The organism is Pseudomonas sp. R5-89-07 (assembly GCF_003851685.1).
GTDB lineage: Bacteria > Pseudomonadota > Gammaproteobacteria > Pseudomonadales > Pseudomonadaceae > Aquipseudomonas.
The window spans coordinates 5,830,758-5,851,190 of record NZ_CP027727.1 but is presented as its reverse complement, the minus strand read 5'-3'; the positions used below and the strand labels follow the sequence as shown (position 1 = coordinate 5,851,190).

At 62.5% G+C, this 20,433-nt stretch carries 14 protein-coding genes; 3 read left to right on the top strand and 11 right to left on the bottom strand.

Going from position 1 to position 20,433, the window contains the following annotated elements; translation table 11 throughout:
- Positions 1 to 7 precede the first annotated feature (7 nt).
- From C4J94_RS26875 to tssA, 11 genes are all read right to left on the bottom strand, one after another.
- Complete coding sequence (locus tag C4J94_RS26875) at positions 8 to 4,396, bottom strand: RHS repeat-associated core domain-containing protein (protein WP_124388793.1); 4,389 nt, start codon at positions 4,394 to 4,396, stop codon at positions 8 to 10.
- A gap of 12 nt (positions 4,397 to 4,408) precedes the next feature.
- Entirely contained in the window at positions 4,409 to 4,843 is a 435-nt protein-coding gene (locus C4J94_RS26870; protein WP_124388792.1) for a DcrB-related protein, read from the bottom strand.
- 14 nt (positions 4,844 to 4,857) lie between these two features.
- The gene (locus C4J94_RS26865) at positions 4,858 to 6,798 is read right to left on the bottom strand and encodes a type VI secretion system Vgr family protein (RefSeq protein WP_124388791.1); all 1,941 of its coding nucleotides are present in this window, start codon (positions 6,796 to 6,798) and stop codon (positions 4,858 to 4,860) included.
- A gap of 156 nt (positions 6,799 to 6,954) precedes the next feature.
- Positions 6,955 to 9,609, bottom strand: a complete 2,655-nt coding sequence (gene tssH, locus C4J94_RS26860) for a type VI secretion system ATPase TssH (RefSeq protein ID WP_124388790.1) — start codon at positions 9,607 to 9,609, stop codon at positions 6,955 to 6,957.
- Positions 9,602 to 10,645 carry a type VI secretion system baseplate subunit TssG gene (gene tssG / locus C4J94_RS26855; protein ID WP_124388789.1) on the bottom strand — a complete coding sequence of 348 codons (1,044 nt, stop codon included), beginning with the start codon at positions 10,643 to 10,645 and terminating at the stop codon, positions 9,602 to 9,604. Before tssG ends, tssH begins: the two co-directional genes overlap by 8 nt.
- The gene (gene tssF, locus C4J94_RS26850; RefSeq protein WP_124388788.1) at positions 10,609 to 12,468 is read right to left on the bottom strand and encodes a type VI secretion system baseplate subunit TssF; all 1,860 of its coding nucleotides are present in this window, start codon (positions 12,466 to 12,468) and stop codon (positions 10,609 to 10,611) included. Before tssF ends, tssG begins: the two co-directional genes overlap by 37 nt.
- Entirely contained in the window at positions 12,465 to 12,980 is a 516-nt protein-coding gene (tssE, locus tag C4J94_RS26845; protein ID WP_042945974.1) for a type VI secretion system baseplate subunit TssE, read from the bottom strand. The genes tssF and tssE overlap by 4 nt, the downstream gene beginning before the upstream one ends.
- Positions 12,981 to 13,058: 78 nt before the next feature.
- On the bottom strand, positions 13,059 to 13,547 hold the full coding sequence (locus tag C4J94_RS26840; RefSeq protein ID WP_005792512.1) for a type VI secretion system tube protein Hcp: 489 nt from the start codon (positions 13,545 to 13,547) through the stop codon (positions 13,059 to 13,061).
- 162 nt (positions 13,548 to 13,709) lie between these two features.
- Complete coding sequence (tssC, locus tag C4J94_RS26835; RefSeq protein ID WP_049710908.1) at positions 13,710 to 15,206, bottom strand: type VI secretion system contractile sheath large subunit; 1,497 nt, start codon at positions 15,204 to 15,206, stop codon at positions 13,710 to 13,712.
- Between the two features lie 2 nt (positions 15,207 to 15,208).
- Entirely contained in the window at positions 15,209 to 15,715 is a 507-nt protein-coding gene (gene tssB, locus C4J94_RS26830) for a type VI secretion system contractile sheath small subunit (protein WP_010207547.1), read from the bottom strand.
- A gap of 54 nt (positions 15,716 to 15,769) precedes the next feature.
- Positions 15,770 to 16,789 carry a type VI secretion system protein TssA gene (gene tssA / locus C4J94_RS26825; RefSeq protein WP_124388787.1) on the bottom strand — a complete coding sequence of 340 codons (1,020 nt, stop codon included), beginning with the start codon at positions 16,787 to 16,789 and terminating at the stop codon, positions 15,770 to 15,772.
- Between the two features lie 393 nt (positions 16,790 to 17,182).
- Between tssA and tagH the strand changes: the two genes are divergently transcribed.
- From tagH to tssK, 3 genes are read left to right on the top strand one after another with little or no spacing between them, the layout of a single operon-like run.
- Positions 17,183 to 18,511, top strand: coding sequence for a type VI secretion system-associated FHA domain protein TagH (gene tagH, locus C4J94_RS26820; protein WP_124388786.1), 1,329 nt, complete (start codon positions 17,183 to 17,185; stop codon positions 18,509 to 18,511).
- A gap of 56 nt (positions 18,512 to 18,567) precedes the next feature.
- Positions 18,568 to 19,077, top strand: coding sequence for a type VI secretion system lipoprotein TssJ (tssJ, locus tag C4J94_RS26815; protein ID WP_124388785.1), 510 nt, complete (start codon positions 18,568 to 18,570; stop codon positions 19,075 to 19,077).
- Positions 19,078 to 19,095: 18 nt separating this feature from the next.
- The gene (gene tssK / locus C4J94_RS26810) at positions 19,096 to 20,430 is read left to right on the top strand and encodes a type VI secretion system baseplate subunit TssK (protein WP_124388784.1); all 1,335 of its coding nucleotides are present in this window, start codon (positions 19,096 to 19,098) and stop codon (positions 20,428 to 20,430) included.
- Positions 20,431 to 20,433: the final 3 nt, after the last annotated feature.

Here is a 20,433-nt window from a genome sequence, read left to right as displayed (position 1 = left end):
CTCTTCTCTATGTACAGGATTTAACCTTGCTTGGTTTAATGCCCAGCGCCTTGGCCGCAGCCCGGTAATTTTTATAATGAGCCTTACCCCGTGAGTCGGTGCGGCTCTTATTGATCGGTTCGATGACGTTGTTTGGAAATTTTCCCTTGGTCTTGTATTTTTCCCGATAGGCCTGTTCATAGCCTTTGGCCTGAGAGTAAGTCATCTTTCCGTCCTGGCCCTTCAACACTCTCAACTCCCCATTTCCCAAACGGGTAGTCCTGGCATGCTGACCTTCACGTACTGAGGGAATCTGCTCCGTATGGCCAATGTAGTATGGGGTTTTGGCATTGGGTGCGTAGAGTCCATATACATAAAATCCTGGCTTGTTCAGGGGAGTAGGCGCCCAGCCCAATGGATCCAGGCTAGTGAATGGATTTTCCCCATACAGGTAGAGGTTCAAGCCACCTTGGAGGCCAATCGGATCCGGCGTCGTAAACCGCCCCACATCCGGATCATAAAACCTGAACGTATTGAAATGCAGCCCCGTCTCCCGGTCCAGGTACTGCCCCTGGAACCGCAAATTCTGCTCTTCAATGTAATAAGGCTCGCGCACCTCTTCCAGCGTATTACCCCACACCCGATAGGTCGCCCGCCAGACGTTGTGTCCGTCTGCTTCGGTCAACTGTTCCGGCAGCCCATTCAGATCATTGTGGTAGTAACGAATTTTCTGCAGCGGCCCGCTTCCGTCGACGCGGGCTAGGGGCTCGTAGCCTTCGTCCTGATAAATATAAAGACTCGTCTGACTGTGCTTATGCTCCTGCAATAACCGCAAGCCATCCCAGGTAAACCGTGTTTCCCCCAGCGGATAACCATCGCTGCCAAGCTCGGTTTTCTCAACCCTGCGCCCCAGCGGGTCATAAGTCATCCTGACCACGCTGCCATCGTCATTACGCACTTCAATCAGTCGGCTTTCAGCGTCATACGCAAACCGCTGCACACCCCGTTTAGCGCTGCGTTTTTCAATCATCCGCCCAAACGCGTCGTACCGATAACGCTTGTCCTGATACGTCAGCAGCTTGTTGTGCACCACCAACCCGGCACCGGCCTGCGGCCCGTCGAGCAAGTTGGCGGCAGCGTCGTAGGCGAAGGTTTCGCGCTGGCCATGCAGGCTGTCCTGGCTGGCGATGATGCGGCCGGTGGCGTCGTAATGCAGCAGCTGGCGGTGCTGTGCGGCGGGCTGTTGGTCGAGTTTGCCGATCAGGTTGTCGGCGGGGTCGTACTCGAACTGCTTTTGCGCGACGGCTGGCATCAACGAGGGCTGACTTGCCAGGCGGCGCTGGCGTGAGCGCAGTCGGCCGCTGCGGTCGTAATCGCTGCGGGTGCTGAGTTGGCCTTGGGTGCGCAGGACTTCGCGATGCAGGCGGTCGCGTTCGAAGTCGCTGATCACTTGGCCATCAAGGTTGATCTGGTGCAGGTGGCCGCTGCCGTAGTACAGGCGGTTGAGCCAACGGCCGTCCGGCAGTTGGGTCTGGATCAGGTTGCCGAGTTCGTCGTAGTGGTGTTGCAGGCTACCCGCCGAGCTCTGTTCGACAAGCAACTGACCGAGCGGATCGTAACTGAACCCCAAGGCTTGGGTATTGCCTTGCAGGTCGGTGAAGGTGACGGCCGTCAGCTGATCCACTTCATCGTAGCTGTAGTCGGTACGACCCTCGTCGGTGGTTTTAGCAATGAGTCGGCCGACCGCATCGCGCGCCAGCCTATGCACGATGGGCGCGGGCGGTGTTTCGGGAACAATCGCCAGTCCATTGCCAAACGGTGCCGGGATGGCGGTCACGGTGGTGATGTTGTCCAGCCGGTCGTAATCGTAGCGTTTGGCACTGCCATCGAGGTCTTGCTGCTCAGCCAACCGATCCCCGGCATCCCAGGCAAACCGATAACGTTCGCCGTTCTCGTTGACCAGCGCTTGCAGGCGCCCGTAGCTGTCATAGCCAAACTGCACCTGTCGGCCATGGGCGTCGGTGCGCTGGCTGACCTGGCCACGCCGGTTGTGCTGGTAGAGCGTGGTGTGCCCGGCGGGGTCGGTGTAGCCCACCAGTTGGCCGTTGATGTCGCGTTGGAACTGTTCGGTACGACCATCCGGCAACTGGCTGCTGAGCAAACGGCCCTGGGCGTCATAGCGAAATTGAGTGCGCTCGCCGAGGGCGTCGGTGATGGCCTGCAAAAAGCCGCGTTCGTCGTAGCTGAACCGTGTTGGATAACCTGAGCAGTCGATATGCTCAACCAATTGCCCGAACGGGTTCCAGCGCAGCTTTTTGCTCTTGCCGGTAGCGTCGATGATTTCCACGACCTGCCCGTGGGTGTCATAGCCATAACGGGTGACGTAGCCCAGCGGATCGGTTTCGGCGATGCAGTTGCCGCGTTGGTCGTAGCGGTACTGCCAGCTGTTGCCGGCGGCGTCGGTTTCCACCAGCGGTAGCGCCCAATGCTCCAGCCACAACGTCGAGTCGCTGCGGCCCAGTGGGTCGGTTTCACCGATAAGGTTGCCGGACTCGTCGTAGCTGTATTCGTAGCGGCCTCCCAACGGGTCGGTGGCGCTGAGCAATTGGCGTTCGTCGCTCCAGTCGAAAAGCCAGGTCTGGCCGAGGTTGTCGCTGTAGCGAATGATTTGGTGCTGGGTGTTCCACAGGCGGGTACTGACGCGCTGCAAACCGTCGGTGATGCGGGTGAGGCCGGCCTGCAGGTCATAGTCGAACTGATACGTGTCGCCCTCGTCGGTCCAGTGGCGGACGACTCGCCATTCCAGGCCCTCTACCAGAGCCCACTCATAGAAACAGCGCAATCCAGTGGGTAACTGATGCTCCACCATCCGGCGTCCGGCATCGTAGGTGAAGCGCCGTTGAACCTGCCCGGTGGCATCGCGAACCAGAGCCAACTGACCGGCCACGTCATACTCATAGCTGACCAGCACTTCGCGGCGTTGATCGGGGTACAGGCGTTCGATCCGGGTCAAGACATCGAGGTCGCGGATCAGCTCAACCTGCACCAGGTCAAACGTATCGCGCAGCCGCAGCAGGCGTCCGGCCTGGTCATAGTCGACATGAATACGGTTGTCGTTGCGATCACCCAGCTGAACCAGGCGCAGCAGCGCAGCATTGGTCGGCGTGGGTTCGAACAAGCGGTACAGGCCGTTATCACTTTCGATCAACAACTGCCCGTTGAGGTGTCGCCGTACGGCAAGGCCTTCACCGGCGCTGTACACCGCACCACCCAGCGGGATGGAACCCATGTCGATAGGGCGCCCCTGCTCGTCGGTGTACACCAGCGTTTCGCCGCCTTCGGGGTGAGGACGCACTTCGACGCACACTTCATACGCCACGCTCCAGCCCGTGCCGAACAGGCTACCGGTACGCTCGTCACGGCTGTTGTAGACGCGTTGCCAGTCAATCGGCAAGATGCCGGGCAGTGCGAAATCCAGCTCTTCATCGCCGCCCAGCACTTTGGCGCCAGTCGCGGCATGCACCGGGTTCGACGAGCCCGTTGCCGCATTGGCCAGCGCGCCCATCGCACTGCTGACGGCCATCGAGGTGGCGCCGCCGATCAGCATGCACGGCAGCTTGCTGAAGAACTTGCCCTTGCCGCCCTTGAGCATCAGCAGCGCCGTGACCGCCAGCCCCACCCCCGGCGTCTTGCCGCTGCGAATCTCGCGCACCACCACTGTGCCGCCGCCGATGGTCACATCGGAGGAAATCAGCCCGGATGACACCACGGTCGCATCACACGTGCTGCGATCTCCGCTGCGCACCGCCGGCTGGCCGTTGATCGTGACCTTGTCCGAGCCCTCGGCCAGAAACTGCGGCGGCATCGGCGGGTGCTTCATGCACACGACCAGGTCCAGTGGCTTGGGCACGGCGCCGGGCGCAGGTGTGGCGACGGTCGGGCGCCACATCTGCGAGAAGAAGCTTTCGGCCATGTCCAGGTAGCTGGCTTCGGGTTCCGGCTCGGGGGCTTTCAGCTCGGTACCCGCTGGTGCAACGTGGGAGCTGATCGCCCCGGCGGCGCGGGCGGCGGGAATGTTGTTGGTGAGCGTGTTTGTGGAGCCGGTGAGAATGTTTGCTTGCACCGTGGGGGGGAACAGGGCATTGCTGAAGGCATCGCATAATTTGGTCAGCCCTTTATCCGCCCCGCTCTTGCTCATGAGAAGGCCGACTATCGTGCCCACCACCGCGCCCAGCAGGATGCATCCCAACCCGCCGGTAGCGACGGTAATGCCGGTAGCCGCGACCACGGCAAACGTCGCCACGGCGGTGATCGCGATATTCGCCGCCACCTCCAGCACGCCGCCGAGAATATCGGCCATCATCGAAGTGTGGGCCAGCGCATCGCCCATCCGGGCCGCCCATAACGGGTCAGACATGCAGGCCGCTCATCAGGAAACAGCGTCGAACGACAGGGAATTCTTGATCAATGCCCAATGCGCCGCTTCGGCATCACCCAGCGCATCCGCCTTCACATAACTCAACGCAAGCATCTTGCGCGTGCCCGGAATCACCAACGCCAACTGATACTGGAACACCTTGTCATTACCCTTGTTGAACTGGCTGCGCAGCTCAATGCCTTCCACCTCTTGATTCGTACCCAGGCGCACATCGACGCCGGGTTGATAACGCAGGTCCTGTACCTGTTTTTCCAGGCGCTGGAGTTGGTCGTTGAAGTTGCTGTGCAGGGTTTCGCCTTCGGCGAGCAAGCTGCGGCTGACGATCAGCGAGGTGCCCAGTTCGGGAAACTTGAGGATGTTGATCGTCGCATCCTGCAGCTCGCCGGCAGGCAACTGGAACTGGAATTCATTGATTCGATACGTCATGGAAACAGGTCTCGTCAGGAACTTTTAGGCGTGGGGAACGCGGCTTTGATATTGGCATCGATGCTGGCTTTCACGCCCTGGCCATCAGGCGTGGCGCCCGCGCCGCCGCCGTTGTTCAGGTGCAGCACGCCGCCGGTATTGAACTCGGCATCACCGCTGGCGTAGATACTGATCTGCACACCGGTCAGGTTGATCTGCCCGCTGGCGTTCAGCTCCAGGATGCTTTTGCCGCAGACCAGGCGCAGGTTTTCGCCCACTTCGATCACGTAGCTTTGGCTGATGCTGTCGGTCTTGCGCTGGCCCACCGAGAGGATGTCTTCCTGCTTGACGATGCGCAGACGGTTATTGCCGATGGTCACCGTCTCGTTATGCCCAATGCTTTTATTACGGTCATGCCCCACCGAATGGCTTTCATCCACCTCCACCACGATGTCCTGATTACGCTCGGCATGGATATACAACTGCTCCAGCCCCTTCTTGTCCTCCATGCGGATTTCATTGAAGTTGGCCGGCGTGCCGCCTTTGCTGGAGCGGCTTTTCATGCCGCTCTGGGTGGCGTTTTCCGGAAGGTCGTAAGGCACGGTCTGCTCGGCGTTGTACACCCGCCCGGTGATGATCGGCCGGTCCGGGTCGCCTTCGAGGAAGCTGACGATCACTTCCTGGCCGATCCGTGGAATCTGCATCGACCCCCAGTTCTTGCCGGCCCAGGATTGCGACACGCGAATCCAGCAGGAGCTGTTCTCGTTGGACTGGTCGTGGCGGTCCCAGTAGAAGTGCACCTTCACGCGGCCGTACTGGTCGGTCCAGATCTCTTCGCCTTTGGGGCCCACCACCAGGGCGGTCTGCGGGCCTTTGACGATGGGGCGGTGGGTGCTGGCCAGCGGGCGGAAGCTTTGCTGGGCGTCGATGCAGGTGAGGCTGCTTTCGAACTGCGCGCCGCCCGCGCCGCCGCCGCTCTCCAGGCTTTCCTGCACGATGTAGTAGCGACAGCCGACGATCAGGTATTCGCGGTTCTGATCCTGGCGGCTGAAACCGGTGAGGCTGAACAGGTGGCCCGAACCCAGGCCGCGGGCATTGCCGGCGAACTCGATCTGTTCGTGCAGGGTTTGCAGGGCTTCGATGCGGGTGCGCGCGTAGTGTTCGCCGTCGGCGCTTTGCACGTAGGTGCCCGGATAGTCGTACAGCGGGTAGTCACCGGCGGTGTGCGGGCGCGGCATCGCCGAGCGCACATCGATGCTGGCGCTGGGGCGCTGGAAGTCGTAGTCGTTGAGCTCCAGCGAACCCGGCTGCACCTCCTGCGCCAGGTGCCAGTTGTGCATATGGTCGCGTTCGCGCTGCTGCTCGTCCTTGGGGTAATACGGGATCGACCCATAGCCGGGCACGGTAGTGTGGGCGCCATAAGCGTCGGCCAGCACCAGCACATGGCGGTCCTGCTCGTGACGGAAGAAGTAGTAGATGCCTTCCTGTTCCATCAAGCGGCTGACGAAATCGAAGCTGGTCTCGCGGTACTGCACGCAGTATTCCCACTCGCGATACGGCCGGCTCAGGGCGTCTTCGAAGTCGGAAAAACCCAGGTCGCGAAACACCTGCTTGATGATCTGCGGGATGCTCAGGTTCTGGAAAATCCGGCAATCGGAGGTGCGGCTGAGCAGCCACAGCCAGGGGCGCAGCGTCACTTGGTAACTGGCGAACTGGCCCTGGTCGATGTTCTGGCTGCAGCGCGCGACGATGCCATGGAAGTGCCGCTCGCCACCGTCCGCCAGTTGCAGGCCCACGCTCATCGGCTTGCCCAGCAGTTGGTTGAGGTCGATGTTGGCGTCCAGGGACGTCAGTTGCAGCTCATAGTTGAACAGCCTGCCCAGCTCTTCACCGCCGCCCATTTCATTGAGCAACAGCACATCCGGCCCGAGGGGGCTGGTGATCTTGGCCAGGCGTGAGGCTTGGTTGAATAGCATCGGTAGTCCCGTAGACATCTTAATAACTGAAGAAACCGAATCCACTGTGGGAGGGAGCTTGCCCCCGATAGCGGTGTATCAGGTTAGAAATTTCTGGCTGACCCACCGCCATCGGGGGCAAGCCCCCTCCCACATTTTGAACAGCATTGCGTCAGGTTAATCGCTGAAGTCGTAGTGCAATTCGTTATCCCGGCTGCTGATGCGCACCCCCGCCAGCGCCTTGCCTTCGAGCATGCGCGTGAGGAATTCACGGCTCATGTCCGGCAGCAGGCTGTTGGTGAGGATGGTGTCGATCATGCGCCCGCCGCTTTCGGTCTCGGTGCAACGCGAGACGATCAGATCGACCACCGCGTCGTCGTAGTCGAAGGCAACCTTGTGGGTATTCTCCACGCGCTTCTTGATGCGGCCCAGCTGCAGGCGGGTGATTGCCTTGAGCATCTCGTCGCTCAGCGGGTAGTACGGGATCGTCACCAGACGGCCGAGCAGCGCGGGTGGGAAGATTTCCAGCAGTGGCTGGCGCAGGGCCTTGGCAATTTCCTCCGGCTCGGGGATGTTCGCCGGGTCCTTGCACACCTGGGAAATCAGCTCGGTGCCGGCATTGGTGGTCAGCAGGATCAGCGTGTTCTTGAAGTCGATCACGCGGCCTTCGCCATCTTCCATGACGCCTTTGTCGAATACCTGGAAGAATATTTCATGCACGTCCGGGTGGGCTTTTTCCACCTCGTCCAGCAGTACCACGCTGTAGGGCTTGCGCCGCACCGCTTCTGTCAGCACGCCGCCTTCGCCATAACCGATATAGCCCGGTGGTGCGCCCTTGAGGGTCGACACGGTGTGGGCTTCCTGGAATTCGCTCATGTTGATGGTGATCACGTTCTGCTCGCCGCCATACATGGCTTCGGCCAGGGCCAGGGCAGTCTCGGTCTTGCCCACACCCGAGGTGCCGGCGAGCATGAATACGCCAATCGGCTTGCTCGGGTTGTCGAGGCCGGCGCGCGAAGTCTGGATGCGCTTGGCGATCATCTGCAGGGCATGGTCCTGGCCGATGATGCGTTTTTTCAAGTGCTGGTCGAGGTTGAGCACCGTTTCCAGTTCGTTGCGCGCCATGCGGCCCACCGGGATACCGGTCCAGTCCGCGACGACCGACGCCACGGCCTGGTAATCCACGGTAGGCAGGATCAACGGGGTCTCGCCTTGCAGGGCGCTGAGGCGTTGTTGCAGGTCCACCAGCTGGGCGCGCAATTGATCGTTGCCGCTGTCGACTTCGCCGACCTTTTCACGCAGCGTCGCGCGGGTGGCGAGCAACTCATCCACCAGCGTTTTCTCCTCGGCCCAACGGCTTTCCAAGGTGGCCAGGCGCTCACGCTCGGCGCTCAACAAGGCTTCGCTGTTGGTTTGACGCGCACCAATGGCAATGCCAATCGCATGTTCACGGGCGATGATCTGCAGCTCGGTTTCCAGCGCTTCGATACGGCGGCGGCTGTCGTCGACTTCGGCCGGCACGGCGTGCAGGCTGATCGCGACGCGGGCGCAGGCGGTGTCCAGCAGGCTCACGGATTTGTCCGGCAACTGACGCGCCGGAATGTAGCGGTGGGACAGCTTCACCGAAGCTTCCAGCGCTTCATCGAGCACCTGCACCTGGTGGTGTTTCTCCATGGTCGAGGCCACGCCGCGCATCATCAGCAGCGCCTTGTCTTCCGACGGCTCGGCGACTTGCACCACCTGGAAGCGGCGGGTCAGGGCCGGGTCTTTTTCGATGTGCTTCTTGTACTCGGCCCAGGTCGTCGCGGCCACGGTACGCAAGGTGCCACGGGCCAGGGCAGGCTTGAGCAGGTTGGCCGCGTCGCCCGTGCCGGCCGCGCCGCCGGCACCGACCAGGGTGTGAGCTTCGTCGATAAACAGGATGATCGGCTTGGGCGAGGCCTGCACGTCTTCGATGACCTGGCGCAGGCGCTGTTCGAACTCGCCCTTCATGCTCGCGCCGGCTTGCAGCAGGCCCACGTCGAGGCTGCGCAGCTCAACGTCCTTGAGCGCAGGCGGTACATCGCCGGCGACGATGCGCAGGGCAAAGCCCTCGACCACGGCCGTCTTGCCCACCCCGGCTTCGCCGGTGAGGATCGGGTTGTTCTGGCGACGACGCATGAGGATATCCACCAGTTGGCGAATCTCTTCATCACGGCCCACGATAGGGTCGAGCTTGCCGCTGCGCGCCTGTTCGGTCAGGTCGACGGTAAACCGCTTGAGCGCTTCCTGCTTGCCCATTGCGCTGGGGGCCATGGCGCCGCTGGCTTCGCCGGGCACCCCGGCATTGAACCCATCGCTGGCGCTGAGGGCGTTCTCGGGCGAGTCGCCCACGTATTCATCAAAGCGCTCGCTCAGGGCCTCGGGCTTGATCTTGTCGAACTCGGACGACAAGCCCAGTAACGCGTGGCGCAGGCTCGGCGTTTTGAGGATGCCCAGCACCAGGTAACCGGTGCGCACCTGGCTTTCGCCGAACATCAAGCTGCCGTACACCCAACCGCGCTCCACCGCTTCTTCCACATGGGATGACAGGTCGGTGATCGAGGTCGAGCCGCGCGGCAGGCGGTCCAGGGCTTCGGTGAGGTCACGCGCCAGGCGCGCCGGTTCGACGTTGAACTGGCGGATGATGCGGTGCAGGTCCGAGTCCTGCAGTTGCAGCAACTGGTGAAACCAGTGGGCCAGTTCCACATACGGGTTGCCCCGCAGTTTGCAGAACACGGTGGCGGCTTCTATGGCCTTGTAGGCCACGCTGTTGAGTTTGCCGAACAGTGCGGCGCGACTGATTTCACCCATGCTCTGGATTCCTTGAGGTGGTGGCGTGATCGGCGTAATGCCGCGCCAGGATTAGGTCGTTGGCGTCATGCGCAGGTTGGCCGAGCCAGGTATTGAAGCCCAGGCGGAACTGGCCGTTGAGTTGCAGCGCCGGAACTTCGGGTTGTTGCAGAACCAGGTTCAGGTCCCAGTCCAGTTCATGGCCCAGGTACTCGGCGACCCAGGCCACCAGTTCGTTGAACGGCTGCTGGCCGGGCAGCATGCCCATGTAGTCGTCGAGTTTCAGCGGCCCCAGGCGAATACGGAACTTGTGCTGGCGGTCCCACACATGGCTGCCCAGGCAGAAATCCACGCCCAGCCGGTTGGCGCTCACGCCGACGCGGCTGCGTTCGGGCAGTTCCAGCCATTGGCCGACGTATTCTTCGATCGCCACCGGCAAGCCGAAGTACTCGCTGAGGATGGCTTTCAAACCATCCGGGTAACGGGTTTGCGCCGACAAGTGGCCGCTGTAATGCAGCTTCGCCGTATCCGGGATTAGCCCCTGGTTGAGCAGGCTCGGCATGCCGCGGCCGCTCAAGGCGGCGAGGCGTGCGGACCAGTAGTCATCGTCCGGGCGGTCATGGCTGACCGTTGGCCGCGCCTCGGCCCAGGCACGGTAGAACAGGGTCAGCAGGCGATGGTGAAACACATCCAGGAACTGCTTGCTGGTGCTGTCGGCGTTGTTGCGCTGGCGCTCGCGCACGTACTCGGTGATATGCAGCGGCAGCGGGCCGTTGGGGCCGCCGAGGCCGAAGAAGAACTGCTCCAGACGCGCCGGTTTACCCTCGCCACCGGGGTCGACTGAGGCCAGTGTGGCCGGGGCGAAGGTGCAATCGGCCTGCTGCCCCAGGCGCAGCGGGTCATCGGCCAGGCGCAGGGAATGGCCCAGCCGCGGCAGGTCCGGCGATTCGCACTCGATACGCCGCAGCGCCTGGAAGAAGTCATATTCCCAGGGCTCCTGGTGCATCGCGTCCAGGGTACTCACAGGGTCGGACGCCGTCCGGGCTTGGCTTTCCATCGCATGATCTCGCCGCGTTCGGTGGTACGGATCACCGTCTCGGTAAAGCTGTTGATCGACACGTAGCGTGCCAGGAAGCGTTCCAGCACCGCACCGAGCAGGAACACGCCGGTGCCGCGAAACGCGTTTTCATCGAACTCCAGGGTAATTTCCAGGCCGCGGCCAAACACAATCGGGCCGGGCATCGGCAGGCGCCGGGTCACCGCTTTGCTGCTGACTTCACGCAAGCCTTCGATCTGCAATTGCAGGGCGGCGTCGTTGCTGTCGCCATACAGGCGCAACAGTTCACGCAAGGCGCCCGCGCCCTGGCCCTGTTCGCTCAGCGACAGGTAATTGAGTGACAACTGGCTGATCAGGCGCCAGGCCTTGGCGTCGTGGGCATGGCTGGCGCGCGGGCGGCTGGGGCCTGCGACGCAGCGCACCGAGAGCACCGGGGCGCTGTCGGCCAGGGTGAAGTCGGTCTTGCCGTTGCCCACGCTCATGAACAGCGGCAGGTCGCGGTTGGTGCACAGCGCTGTGACGCCCAACTGGCGCAGATCATGGCGGTATGGCGCCTGTCGGCTGTCCACCAGGCTGACGAAGGTTTCGCTGCCCACGTAGGTGGAGCGCGGGCCGTTACGGCGCTGGTCGCTGGACAGCACCCGCGGTTCGCGGCGCACGGTGTAGTACGCTTGGTCGCGCCCATAGCGAGAGGGGTCACGCACGGCGTAAAACGGCAGGAACGGCTGCTCCGGCCCGGTGCCATGGCCGGTGATGCCGCTCAACGAGTGAATCTCGAAATCCATCGGCCGTGTGCGGTCAGCGATCACATGGTGTTCGTTGACCCGGTCGGACAGGTGGATGCGGTCCACGCGTTTGGGGAACAGGTTGATCGCCGGCGTGCAGAACGGCAGAAACTGCGCCGCGCCGACGCTGCCTTCCAGGCTCGGCTCGTGGCGGTCGAACAGCACGATCAGCTCCAGTTCCTGGCCGTCGCAGCGCTTGACCGCACGACTCAGTTCGGCGAATTCGACGAACAGGAAGCGGTGGGGCAGGGCGAAGTATTCCTGCAGCAACCGATAGCCCTGGAAGGCACGCGCGACCACCGGCATGGCCGCGTCGGCATCGTCAAAACCGCGAGAGCGCAACGCGTCGTGAGGCAAGCGCTCAACCCAGTCGCCCCCCGGCTTGCGCGCGAATACCGCGCAGGCGTTGCCCAGCAATTGTTCGTAGAGGCGGAACGGTTGCTCATCGGCGCCGCTGAGGTACAGCGGCAGGTTATCCAGGTCGAGGCTGTTGAAGGGCAATTCGGCGCCGGTGCGCAGGGTCAGGCGCAAGCCGGCCTTGGCTTTCGGTTCGCTGGCGGCCAGGCGACCGAGCACGGCGGCAGGGTTGCCGAAGTACTCGGCATTGCTTACCTGCAGCGGCCACAGCGTCACCGGGTGCGCGGTGCGGTACTCGCAGCAGGTCTGGGTTTCACGGCCCAGGGCCGCGCGCAGCACTGTGTCGCGGGGCAGGCGGAAACCGCTGGCCAGAGAGCCTTCGTCGGGGTCGGTCTGCAGTTGCACCACGGTCATCGACGGGGTGGGCGCCAGGTAATGCGGGTAGGCGATTTCCAGCAGGTTGTGGGTGAAGGTCGGGTACTCGGCGTCGAGCTTCAACTGCACGCGGGCGGTGAGGTAGGCAAAGCCTTCGAGCAGGCGTTCGACGTACGGGTCGGCGCAGTCCATACCGGACAGGGTCAGCCGACTGGCGATCTTCGGGTATTCCTTGGCGAACTCGGCGGCGCTTTCGCGCACATGGTGCAGTTCCTGGTTATACAGCTCCAGCAGGCGCGGGTTCATGGGCGCCTCCGTTGGTCTGCGTTCACCACGCGCACATGGCCGGACTCAAGGTCCAGGTCGGTTTGCAGCAGCAGGCGCAACGGTACCGGCTGGGCCCACAGGTCACCTTCGATCTCGAAACTCAGGGCGTTGTGGTTCATTTCACCCTGGCCGACGCGGGCCTTGACGCGCAGCGTGTGGCGCAGGATGCGCGGCTCGAACGTTGCGATGGCCTGGTAGATCAGGGCTTCCAGGGCCTTGATGTCGACGCTGGAAACACTGTTGCCCGCCAGCGCCGGCAGGCCGTAATTGACCACCGAGGTACCGGCCGGGGTGTGCAGCGTGGCATCGGCATCGAGCAACGACGTGGTGTTGAGCAGCCACGCCAGGTCGCGCAATACCGAGGCTTTCAATTGGGTCAGGGACAGCACGCGTTTGTCGGCGCTTTCCTTGGGATTGGTTGGGTCATCGTCGGTCAACCGGTCCAGCAAGGACGGTTGCAGACGGTCGCGGGAAGCGATTTCAGTTACCACCAAAGCAGCTCCACGGACGGGTTGCGAGAGGGACAAAAAGTTTGTGGCCGTGGCGCGAAGCCACGGCCACAAGGGCTATCAGCGCTTGGTGTTGGAACGGATGTTCCAGCCAAACTTGATCGCGCCGCCGTCTTTGGTGCCGTCGGCTTTCTGCGGCTGGTAGTCGACCATCACTTGGGCGAAGTTCAGGGTGACGTTCTCGGTCAGGCGGTCATCGGTGCCCGAACCGCCGGTGCTCAGGGAGGTCACCAGGACTTCTTCCAGGTTGATCACCATGTACTCGACCTGGCTTTCGCCACCGGCCTTGCGCACGGTCAGCTTGACCTTGTCGATGTGCTTGCCGCTGGCGCAGTGCATCATCAGGTTCGGCGAAGCCTTGTCGACGTACTTGGTCAGCGACAGGTCCTGGATATTCACCTTGCCCGCGCCGCCGCCACCGCCAACGTGCATGTTGCCGGACTGGGCCATGCCCCAGCTCCAGTTCAACACGTCGATTTCGTCCTTGTGGGCCTTGTCCATGGACTCGCCCTTGATGTCGCCGATCTTGATGAAAATATCAACAGCCATGTTTTCTCCCTGTGTGGCGTGGGCCACTGAATTTGGTTATGCCCCAAAGGGGATGCTTTTGTGTGGGAGGGGGCTTGCCGCCGATGCAGGCAACTCGGTCTGTCAGTCAGACCGAGGTGATGCTATCGGGGGCAAGCCCCCTCCCACAGAAGAGCGAGTTACTTAAGCGCTTTTTGCAGACGGCAGCTTCGACACCAGGCGCAGCGACACCGTCAGCCCTTCGAGCTGGTAGTGCGGGCGCAGGTAGAACTTGGAGTTGTAGTAACCCGGGTTGCCTTCCACTTCTTCCACGATCACTTCAGCGGCTGCCAGTGGGTGCTGGGCCTTGGTGGTTTCGGTGGAGTGCGCCGGATCACCGTCGACGTAGTTGAGGATCCAGTCCTGCAACCAGCGCTGCATCTCGTCCTTCTCTTTGAAGGAACCGATCTTGTCGCGCACGATGCACTTCAAGTAGTGCGCGAAACGGCAAGTGGCGAACAGGTACGGCAGGCGCGCGGCCAGGTTGGCGTTGGCGGTGGCGTCGGGGTCGTCGTATTCGGCCGGTTTCTGCAGCGACTGGGCGCCGATGAACGCGGCGAAGTCGGTGTTTTTCTTGTGCAGCAGCGGCATGAAACCGTTCTTCGCCAGTTCCGCTTCACGGCGGTCGCTGATGGCGATTTCGGTCGGGCACTTCATGTCCACGCCACCGTCATCGGTAGGGAACGTGTGGGCCGGCAGGTTTTCCACTTCGCCGCCGGACTCGATGCCACGGATGCGCGAGCACCAGCCGTAGTGCTTGAACGAACGGTTGATGTTCACCGCCATCGCGTAGGCGGCGTTGGCCCAGGTGTACTTGGAGCTGTCTGCGCCGTCGGTGTTTTCTTCGAAGGCGAAGGCCTCCACCGGGTCGGTCTTGGCGCCGTATGGCAGGCGCGCCAGGAAGCGCGGCATGGTCAGGCCGATGTAGCGCGAGTCTTCCGATTCACGCAGCGAGCGCCAGCCGGCGTATTCCGGAGTGGTGAAGATCTTGGTCAGGTCGCGCGGGTTCGACAGTTCCTGCCACGAGCCCATGCCCATCACGGTCGGCGACGCGGCTGCGATGAATGGAGAGTGCATGGCGGCACAGACTTTCGACAGCTCGCCCAGCAGTTCCACATCGGGAGGCGACTGGTCGAAGTAGTAGTCGCCCACCAGGCAGCCGTAGGGTTCGCCGCCGAACTGGCCGTATTCTTCTTCGTACATCTTCTTGAAGATCGGGCTCTGGTCCCACGCTGTGCCCTTGAATTTCTTCAAGGTCTTGTGCAGGTCCGGCTTGGAGATGTTGAGCACGCGAATCTTCAGCTGCTCATCGCTCTCGGTGTTGTTGACCAGGTAGTGCAGGCCACGCCAGGCGCTTTCCAGCTGCTGGAAATCCGGGTGGTGGATGATCTGGTTGACCTGGGCGGTGAGCTTGGCGTCGATGGCGGCGATGATCGATTCGATCGACTTGATCGCGTCGTTGGACACCAGGTCGGTTTGCGCCAGGGCCTGTTCGGCCAGGGTGCGCACCGCGGTTTCCACGGCTTCGCGGGCGCGCTCGGTCTTGGGTTTGAATTCCTGCAGCAGCAGGTTGGCAAACTCGCTGGCTTCTTCGGTGGCACCCAGGATCTGGCTGCCTTCGCGGGCGGTATTGTCAGTCATGATTACTGGTCCCCTGCAGGCTTAGGCGCACTGGCAAGTGCCTGGAGCAGTGCCGGGTCCTTGATCGCCTTCATGATGATTTCTTCAGCGCCGGTCTTGCCGTCCATGTAGGTCAGCAGGTTGGCCAGCTGGGTGCGGGCTTCGAGCAACTGGTTCAACGAATCGACCTTGCGCGCCACGGCGGCCGGGCTGAAGTCGTCCATGCTTTCGAAGGTGATGTCCAGGCTCAGGTTGCCTTCGCCTGTCAGCTCATTGGGTACGTGGAACGCCACGCGTGGCTGCATGGCCTTGAGGCGGGAGTCGAAGTTGTCGACGTCCACTTCAAGGAACTTGCGGTCGGCCACGGGTGCCAGCGGCTCGGCAGGCTTGCCGGCGAGGTCGGCCATCACGCCCATGACGAAGGGCAGCTGGACCTTTTTCTCGGCGCCGTAGAGCTCGACGTCGTACTCGATCTGCACTCGAGGCGCACGGTTGCGCGCGATGAATTTCTGAGAACTTTGCTTCGCCACGTTGCTGCTCCTGGTCGCTTGAGCGACGGTGTTGTTACTGCACGGTCCGGCGGCTTACTCGCTGTCTGGGCCGCGCAGGTTTTCAAATTGGGACATGCCGTCGGGAATCAGATTGCGCACGATGGCCGCGAAGTCGGCGTGCACCAGATGCTTCGCGCGGTTCAACAGCACCGGCAACGGGCTCGACGGCTCGTGCCGGGTGTAATACGCAAGGATTTTGTCGAGGCTGCGCAGCACGTCATCGCGGCTCGCGATATCGCCGACGGGGCGCGGTGCTGCGGACGCGGCGGCGTAATCCACCGAGGGGGCACTGTCTTCACTGACAGCCTCGGGTTCGCTGCTGCTGTCGCTGCCGGGTACGGCTTGATTGAGCAGTTGCAGGGCCTGTTTGAGCGGCTGTTTCAACGCGCCGAGGTCCACGCCCTGGGCGGAACCGACCTGCTCGTTGACCTGTTGTTCGATGGCTTCGCAGGCGGCGCGCGCGGCGCTCAAGGCGTCACGGGTGGCTTGCAGCTGTTGCGGGTCGCTGTCGAGGAACGCCGCGTTGAGTTGCTGCGCGCCCAGTTGTTCATCGGGGAAACTCAGCAGGCCGCTGGCGTTCAATGCGGCGCGCAGGCTCACGGGGCCGAAGGTGCGCGAGCGCGTGAGGATGCTTTCGCGCAGCAGGCGAATCGTCGTGTCGCTGGTCAAGCCGGACAGCGCGTTGATACGCACAGTGGGGTCGTTGTCGTCGTCGGCATCCAGGCGCGGGTGCAGATCGGCCCAGTACTGGCGCAGTAACGCGTCGATCAGTGTCAGGGTTTCGGCCAGCCCGGCCACGCCTTGCAGGGCAAGCGAGCTTTGCAGCAGGAAATGGGTGATGCGCAGGTCTTTGCTGCGCTGGAGCAAGTCCAGGCTCTGCTGCTGGATGCTGCGCCATTCCGGCGGCTCGGCGGGCAGGATCGAGTCGCCCATGCTGCGTTCGGGCTGGCCCTTGGCATCACGTTCCAATTGCAGAAATTGCGCGTCATATTCCATGTCTTCGCCACAAGGCGACGACGCGGACACGGCGGTGAGCAGCAACGGCACATCCACTGAATTCGATCTCCCTATCAGCCCGTTAGATGCCGGGCAATGCATGCATTAGTTGCGCTGTGAACTTTGCATGTTTTCTTGGTCATACTTGCAGAGTGCCACTACTGTGACATCACTGATGTTCAAGAAGTTGTGCATTTTTGGTGTAGTACTTATGCCTTGTCAAGGTAAGCTATTCGCCCTCTGTGACAGATGTGCGGTGTTTAACAACCTGCGCGACTGGTGGGTCGAACGGTGCCCGTCGTAGAGGATTTTTGTCATGCAAGCCGGATAAGATCAGCGATCATGCTGGCAAATACAGATTCAGACGGTCGTTTCCACGACCTGGCGCAGATACCTGGGCAAGCGTAGCCCTTGGATCGGCCGCGCGCGATGTATCAGCAAGGAGGCAAGATGTCGCTGTGTTTGACTATCACTAGTTACCACAAGATTACCCCTGGGCAGTGCTCCGAAAAGTCCATGAACCAGGGCTCGATGGCGATCGGCCGCAGTTCGGAAAACGACTGGGTATTGCCCGACCCCGAGCGTCTCGTCTCCTCTCAACATTGCGTTATTCAATACAAAGACGGCCGTTATTACTTAACCGATAACAGTACCAACGGCGTGGAGCTGGTTAACGCCGGCATCCGTTTGCGCCGGGGAAACAGCGAGCCTCTGCAGAATGGCGAGCTGATTCGCATCGGCGATTACGAAATCCAGGCGCGCATCGACTTCAACGTGCAGGCCGTCGACAGCCAGCCGTTTGCCGGTGATTCGCCGAACAGTTTCGAGGCGCTGATGGGCGCCGTGGCGAACACGCCCGCGCCCACGCCGATGATCGCGCCGCAATTCCAGAGCGCCTCGTCGATGGAGACCCTGCCGGACCTGTTCGACTTCCTCAGCCCCACTGCCGTGCCTCCGCCGACCGTGGCGGACCATGTGCCGTCCGAACAACACGACTTCCGTCCGCCGGCGCCGGTTGCCGTGCCGGTCGCAGCAACACCGGTGGTGCAAGGCTCGGTGATTCCCGAAGACTGGGACCTGTTGGGCGACGCGCCTGCGCCGGTGGTCAATGCTGCGCCACCCGCCGCCCCGGTTATTGCACCGCCGCCTGTGGTCGAGCCCGTTGCGCTCCCTGTCGGCGATGCCCAGCAACAACCCGACCTGCTGCAAGCCTTCCTGCGCGGTGCCGGCCTTGATCTGTTACGCCAGGACAAGGCCGATGCCTGCGCCCAGATGGAAAGCATTGGCCGCAGCTACCGGCTGATGGTGGAGGGCCTGATCGATGTGTTGCGTGCCCGGGCCAGCCTCAAGGGCGAATTCCGCATGCAGCAGACCATGATCCGCCCCGCCGAAAACAATCCGTTGAAATTTGCCCCGAATGCCGACGAAGCGTTACTGCTGCTGCTGCGTCACGGCAACCAGGCGTTTATGGCGCCTGACGTCGCGGTACGTGACAGTTTCGACGACCTGCGCGCTCACCAATTGGCGGTGATGGCCGGTGTGGAAGCGGCGATCAAGCATTTGCTGCTGCGCTTTGAACCGGCGCAGTTGGAGGAACGCATGGGCAAGCCCGGTGGCCTCTCGAGTATTTTCAACGGCTCGCGCCAGGCCCAGTACTGGCAGCAATTCACCGAGCTTTACAACAATATTTCCCGCGAGGCCCAGGACGATTTCCAGGACCTGTTCGGCCGCGAGTTCAGCCGGGCCTACGAAGAGCACAGCGCACGACAGCGACGCTGAAGCGCGTCGCAGTGATGGACAAAACGGATAGCTAAACACGTCATTGAGGACGCAGGATGATTCCCAGGTTTTTACTCGCAGCCGCCACCGCGCTGCTGCTGACGGCGTGTGCCAAAGACGCGGTCAAACCCGAAGCCGCCGCCGAGGCTGAAGCGGATACGGCCGCCGTCGAGTTGCATTTTCATGCGATTGCCGGGCTCAACCCCGGCGCCAGTGGCCAGGCCGCCCCGGTACGGGTGCGCATTTTCGAGCTGAAAAACGCCGCCACGTTCGCGCGCTCCGATTACTTCGCCCTGGCGGATCGGGCGCAATCCACCCTTGGCCTGGACCTGCTCGACCAGGACGAAGTGGTGATCCAGCCCGGCCAGCAATTGAGCATCCAGCGCGATCTCGACCCGTCCACGCGCCAGATCGGCCTGCTGGTGGGTTATCGCGAGCTGGACCGGGCGCAATGGCGCACGGTCATCGACGTGCCGCCTCGCCAATACACCGAATATCAGATCAGCCTCGATGTGCGCGCCGTGCGCGCAGACGTCGTGGCCACTCCCTCCAGCCCAGCCCAATAACAAGCAATCGGAGCCCCCATGTCCTGGAACAATCGCGTGGTCTGGTCGGAAGGCATGTTCATCGGAACGCAGCACTTCCAGCAGCATGACCGTTACCTGGAAAACCTGATCGACGCCCGCAGCCGGCCTTTGTCCGCGGGCGCCTGGGGGTTCTCCGAGCTGCTGATCGACCAGGGCCTGCTCGCCCAGGGCAAGCTGGCAATCGTGTCGGCGCGGGGCCTGTTGCCAGACGGCACGCCGTTCAATATCCCTCACGACGACCTGGCACCGAGCCCGCTGAATATCGACGACAACCTGCGCGATGGCCTGGTCTACCTGGCCCTGCCGCTCAAGCGAGCAGGCGCGCGTGACACCGTGGAGGCAGGCGAAGCCCTGGAAGCGGCGCGCTACGTCAGCCAGGTGCGTGAAGTGCGTGACGACAACGCGCCCTTCGAAAACCGCGCCCCGGTGGCGGTGGGCTCACGGGCGTTGCGTTTGCTGACCGCCCAGGATGGCATCAGCGACTACGCCGCCATTGGCCTGGTGCGCATCAAGGAAAAACGTGCCGACCGCGCCCTCGTGCTCGATGACAGCTACATCCCTCCGGTGCTGGACGTGGCTGCGAGCAAACCGCTGAGCGCATTCCGTAGCGAACTGCTCGGCCTGCTGCACCAGCGTGGCGAAGCCCTGGCCGGGCGTGTGGTGGCGTCGGGTGCCGGTGGCGCGTCGGAAATCGCCGACTTCATGCTGCTGCAACTGGTCAACCGCGCGCAGCCGCTGATCCAGCATTTCAGCCAGTTGAGCCCGCTGCACCCGGAGCGCTTCTTCAGCGAGCTGGTCAGCCTTGCCGGTGAGTTTTCGACTTTTTCCACCTCCGGCCGGCGCCCCCAGGAATACCCGCAGTACCAGCACGACGACCTGGCCCTGAGCTTCGCCCCGGTGATGGCGGCGCTGCGCGAAGCGCTGTCGATGTTGATCGACAGCAAGGCCACGCCGATTCCGATTGTGGAGAAGGCCTACGGCATCCACGTGGCGATGCTGGCCGACAAAACCCTGCTCGATAACGCCAGCTTCATTCTCGTGGTGCGTGCCGATGTGCCTGGCGAAACCCTGCGCGCACGCTTCGGCCAGCAGAGCAAGGTCGGTTCGGTGGAGCACATCCGCGACATGGTCAACCTGCAGCTGCCGGGCATCGGCCTGCTGCCGTTGCCGGTGGCGCCACGCCAACTGCCGTACCACGCCGGCAGCACCTATTACGAGCTGGACCGGGGCAGCGAGCACTGGCAGCAGCTGAGCAATTCCGGCGGTTTCGCCTTTCACATCGCCGGGCAGTTCCCGGGCTTGAACCTGGCCTTCTGGGCGATCCGAGGATAATCC

Bases quoted from the DNA above. Each gene is read 5' to 3' on its own strand.
- C4J94_RS26875 (WP_124388793.1), bottom strand. From the start codon at position 4,396: ATGTCTGACCCGTTATGGGCGGCCCGGATGGGCGATGCGCTGGCCCAC.
- tssC (WP_049710908.1), bottom strand. From the start codon at position 15,206: ATGACTGACAATACCGCCCGCGAAGGCAGCCAGATCCTGGGTGCCACC.
- tagH (WP_124388786.1), top strand. From the start codon at position 17,183: ATGTCGCTGTGTTTGACTATCACTAGTTACCACAAGATTACCCCTGGG.
- C4J94_RS26865 (WP_124388791.1), bottom strand. From the start codon at position 6,798: ATGCTATTCAACCAAGCCTCACGCCTGGCCAAGATCACCAGCCCCCTC.
- tssH (WP_124388790.1), bottom strand. From the start codon at position 9,609: ATGGGTGAAATCAGTCGCGCCGCACTGTTCGGCAAACTCAACAGCGTG.
- tssJ (WP_124388785.1), top strand. From the start codon at position 18,568: ATGATTCCCAGGTTTTTACTCGCAGCCGCCACCGCGCTGCTGCTGACG.
- tssK (WP_124388784.1), top strand. From the start codon at position 19,096: ATGTCCTGGAACAATCGCGTGGTCTGGTCGGAAGGCATGTTCATCGGA.
- tssF (WP_124388788.1), bottom strand. From the start codon at position 12,468: ATGAACCCGCGCCTGCTGGAGCTGTATAACCAGGAACTGCACCATGTG.
- tssG (WP_124388789.1), bottom strand. From the start codon at position 10,645: ATGGAAAGCCAAGCCCGGACGGCGTCCGACCCTGTGAGTACCCTGGAC.
- C4J94_RS26840 (WP_005792512.1), bottom strand. From the start codon at position 13,547: ATGGCTGTTGATATTTTCATCAAGATCGGCGACATCAAGGGCGAGTCC.
- C4J94_RS26870 (WP_124388792.1), bottom strand. From the start codon at position 4,843: ATGACGTATCGAATCAATGAATTCCAGTTCCAGTTGCCTGCCGGCGAG.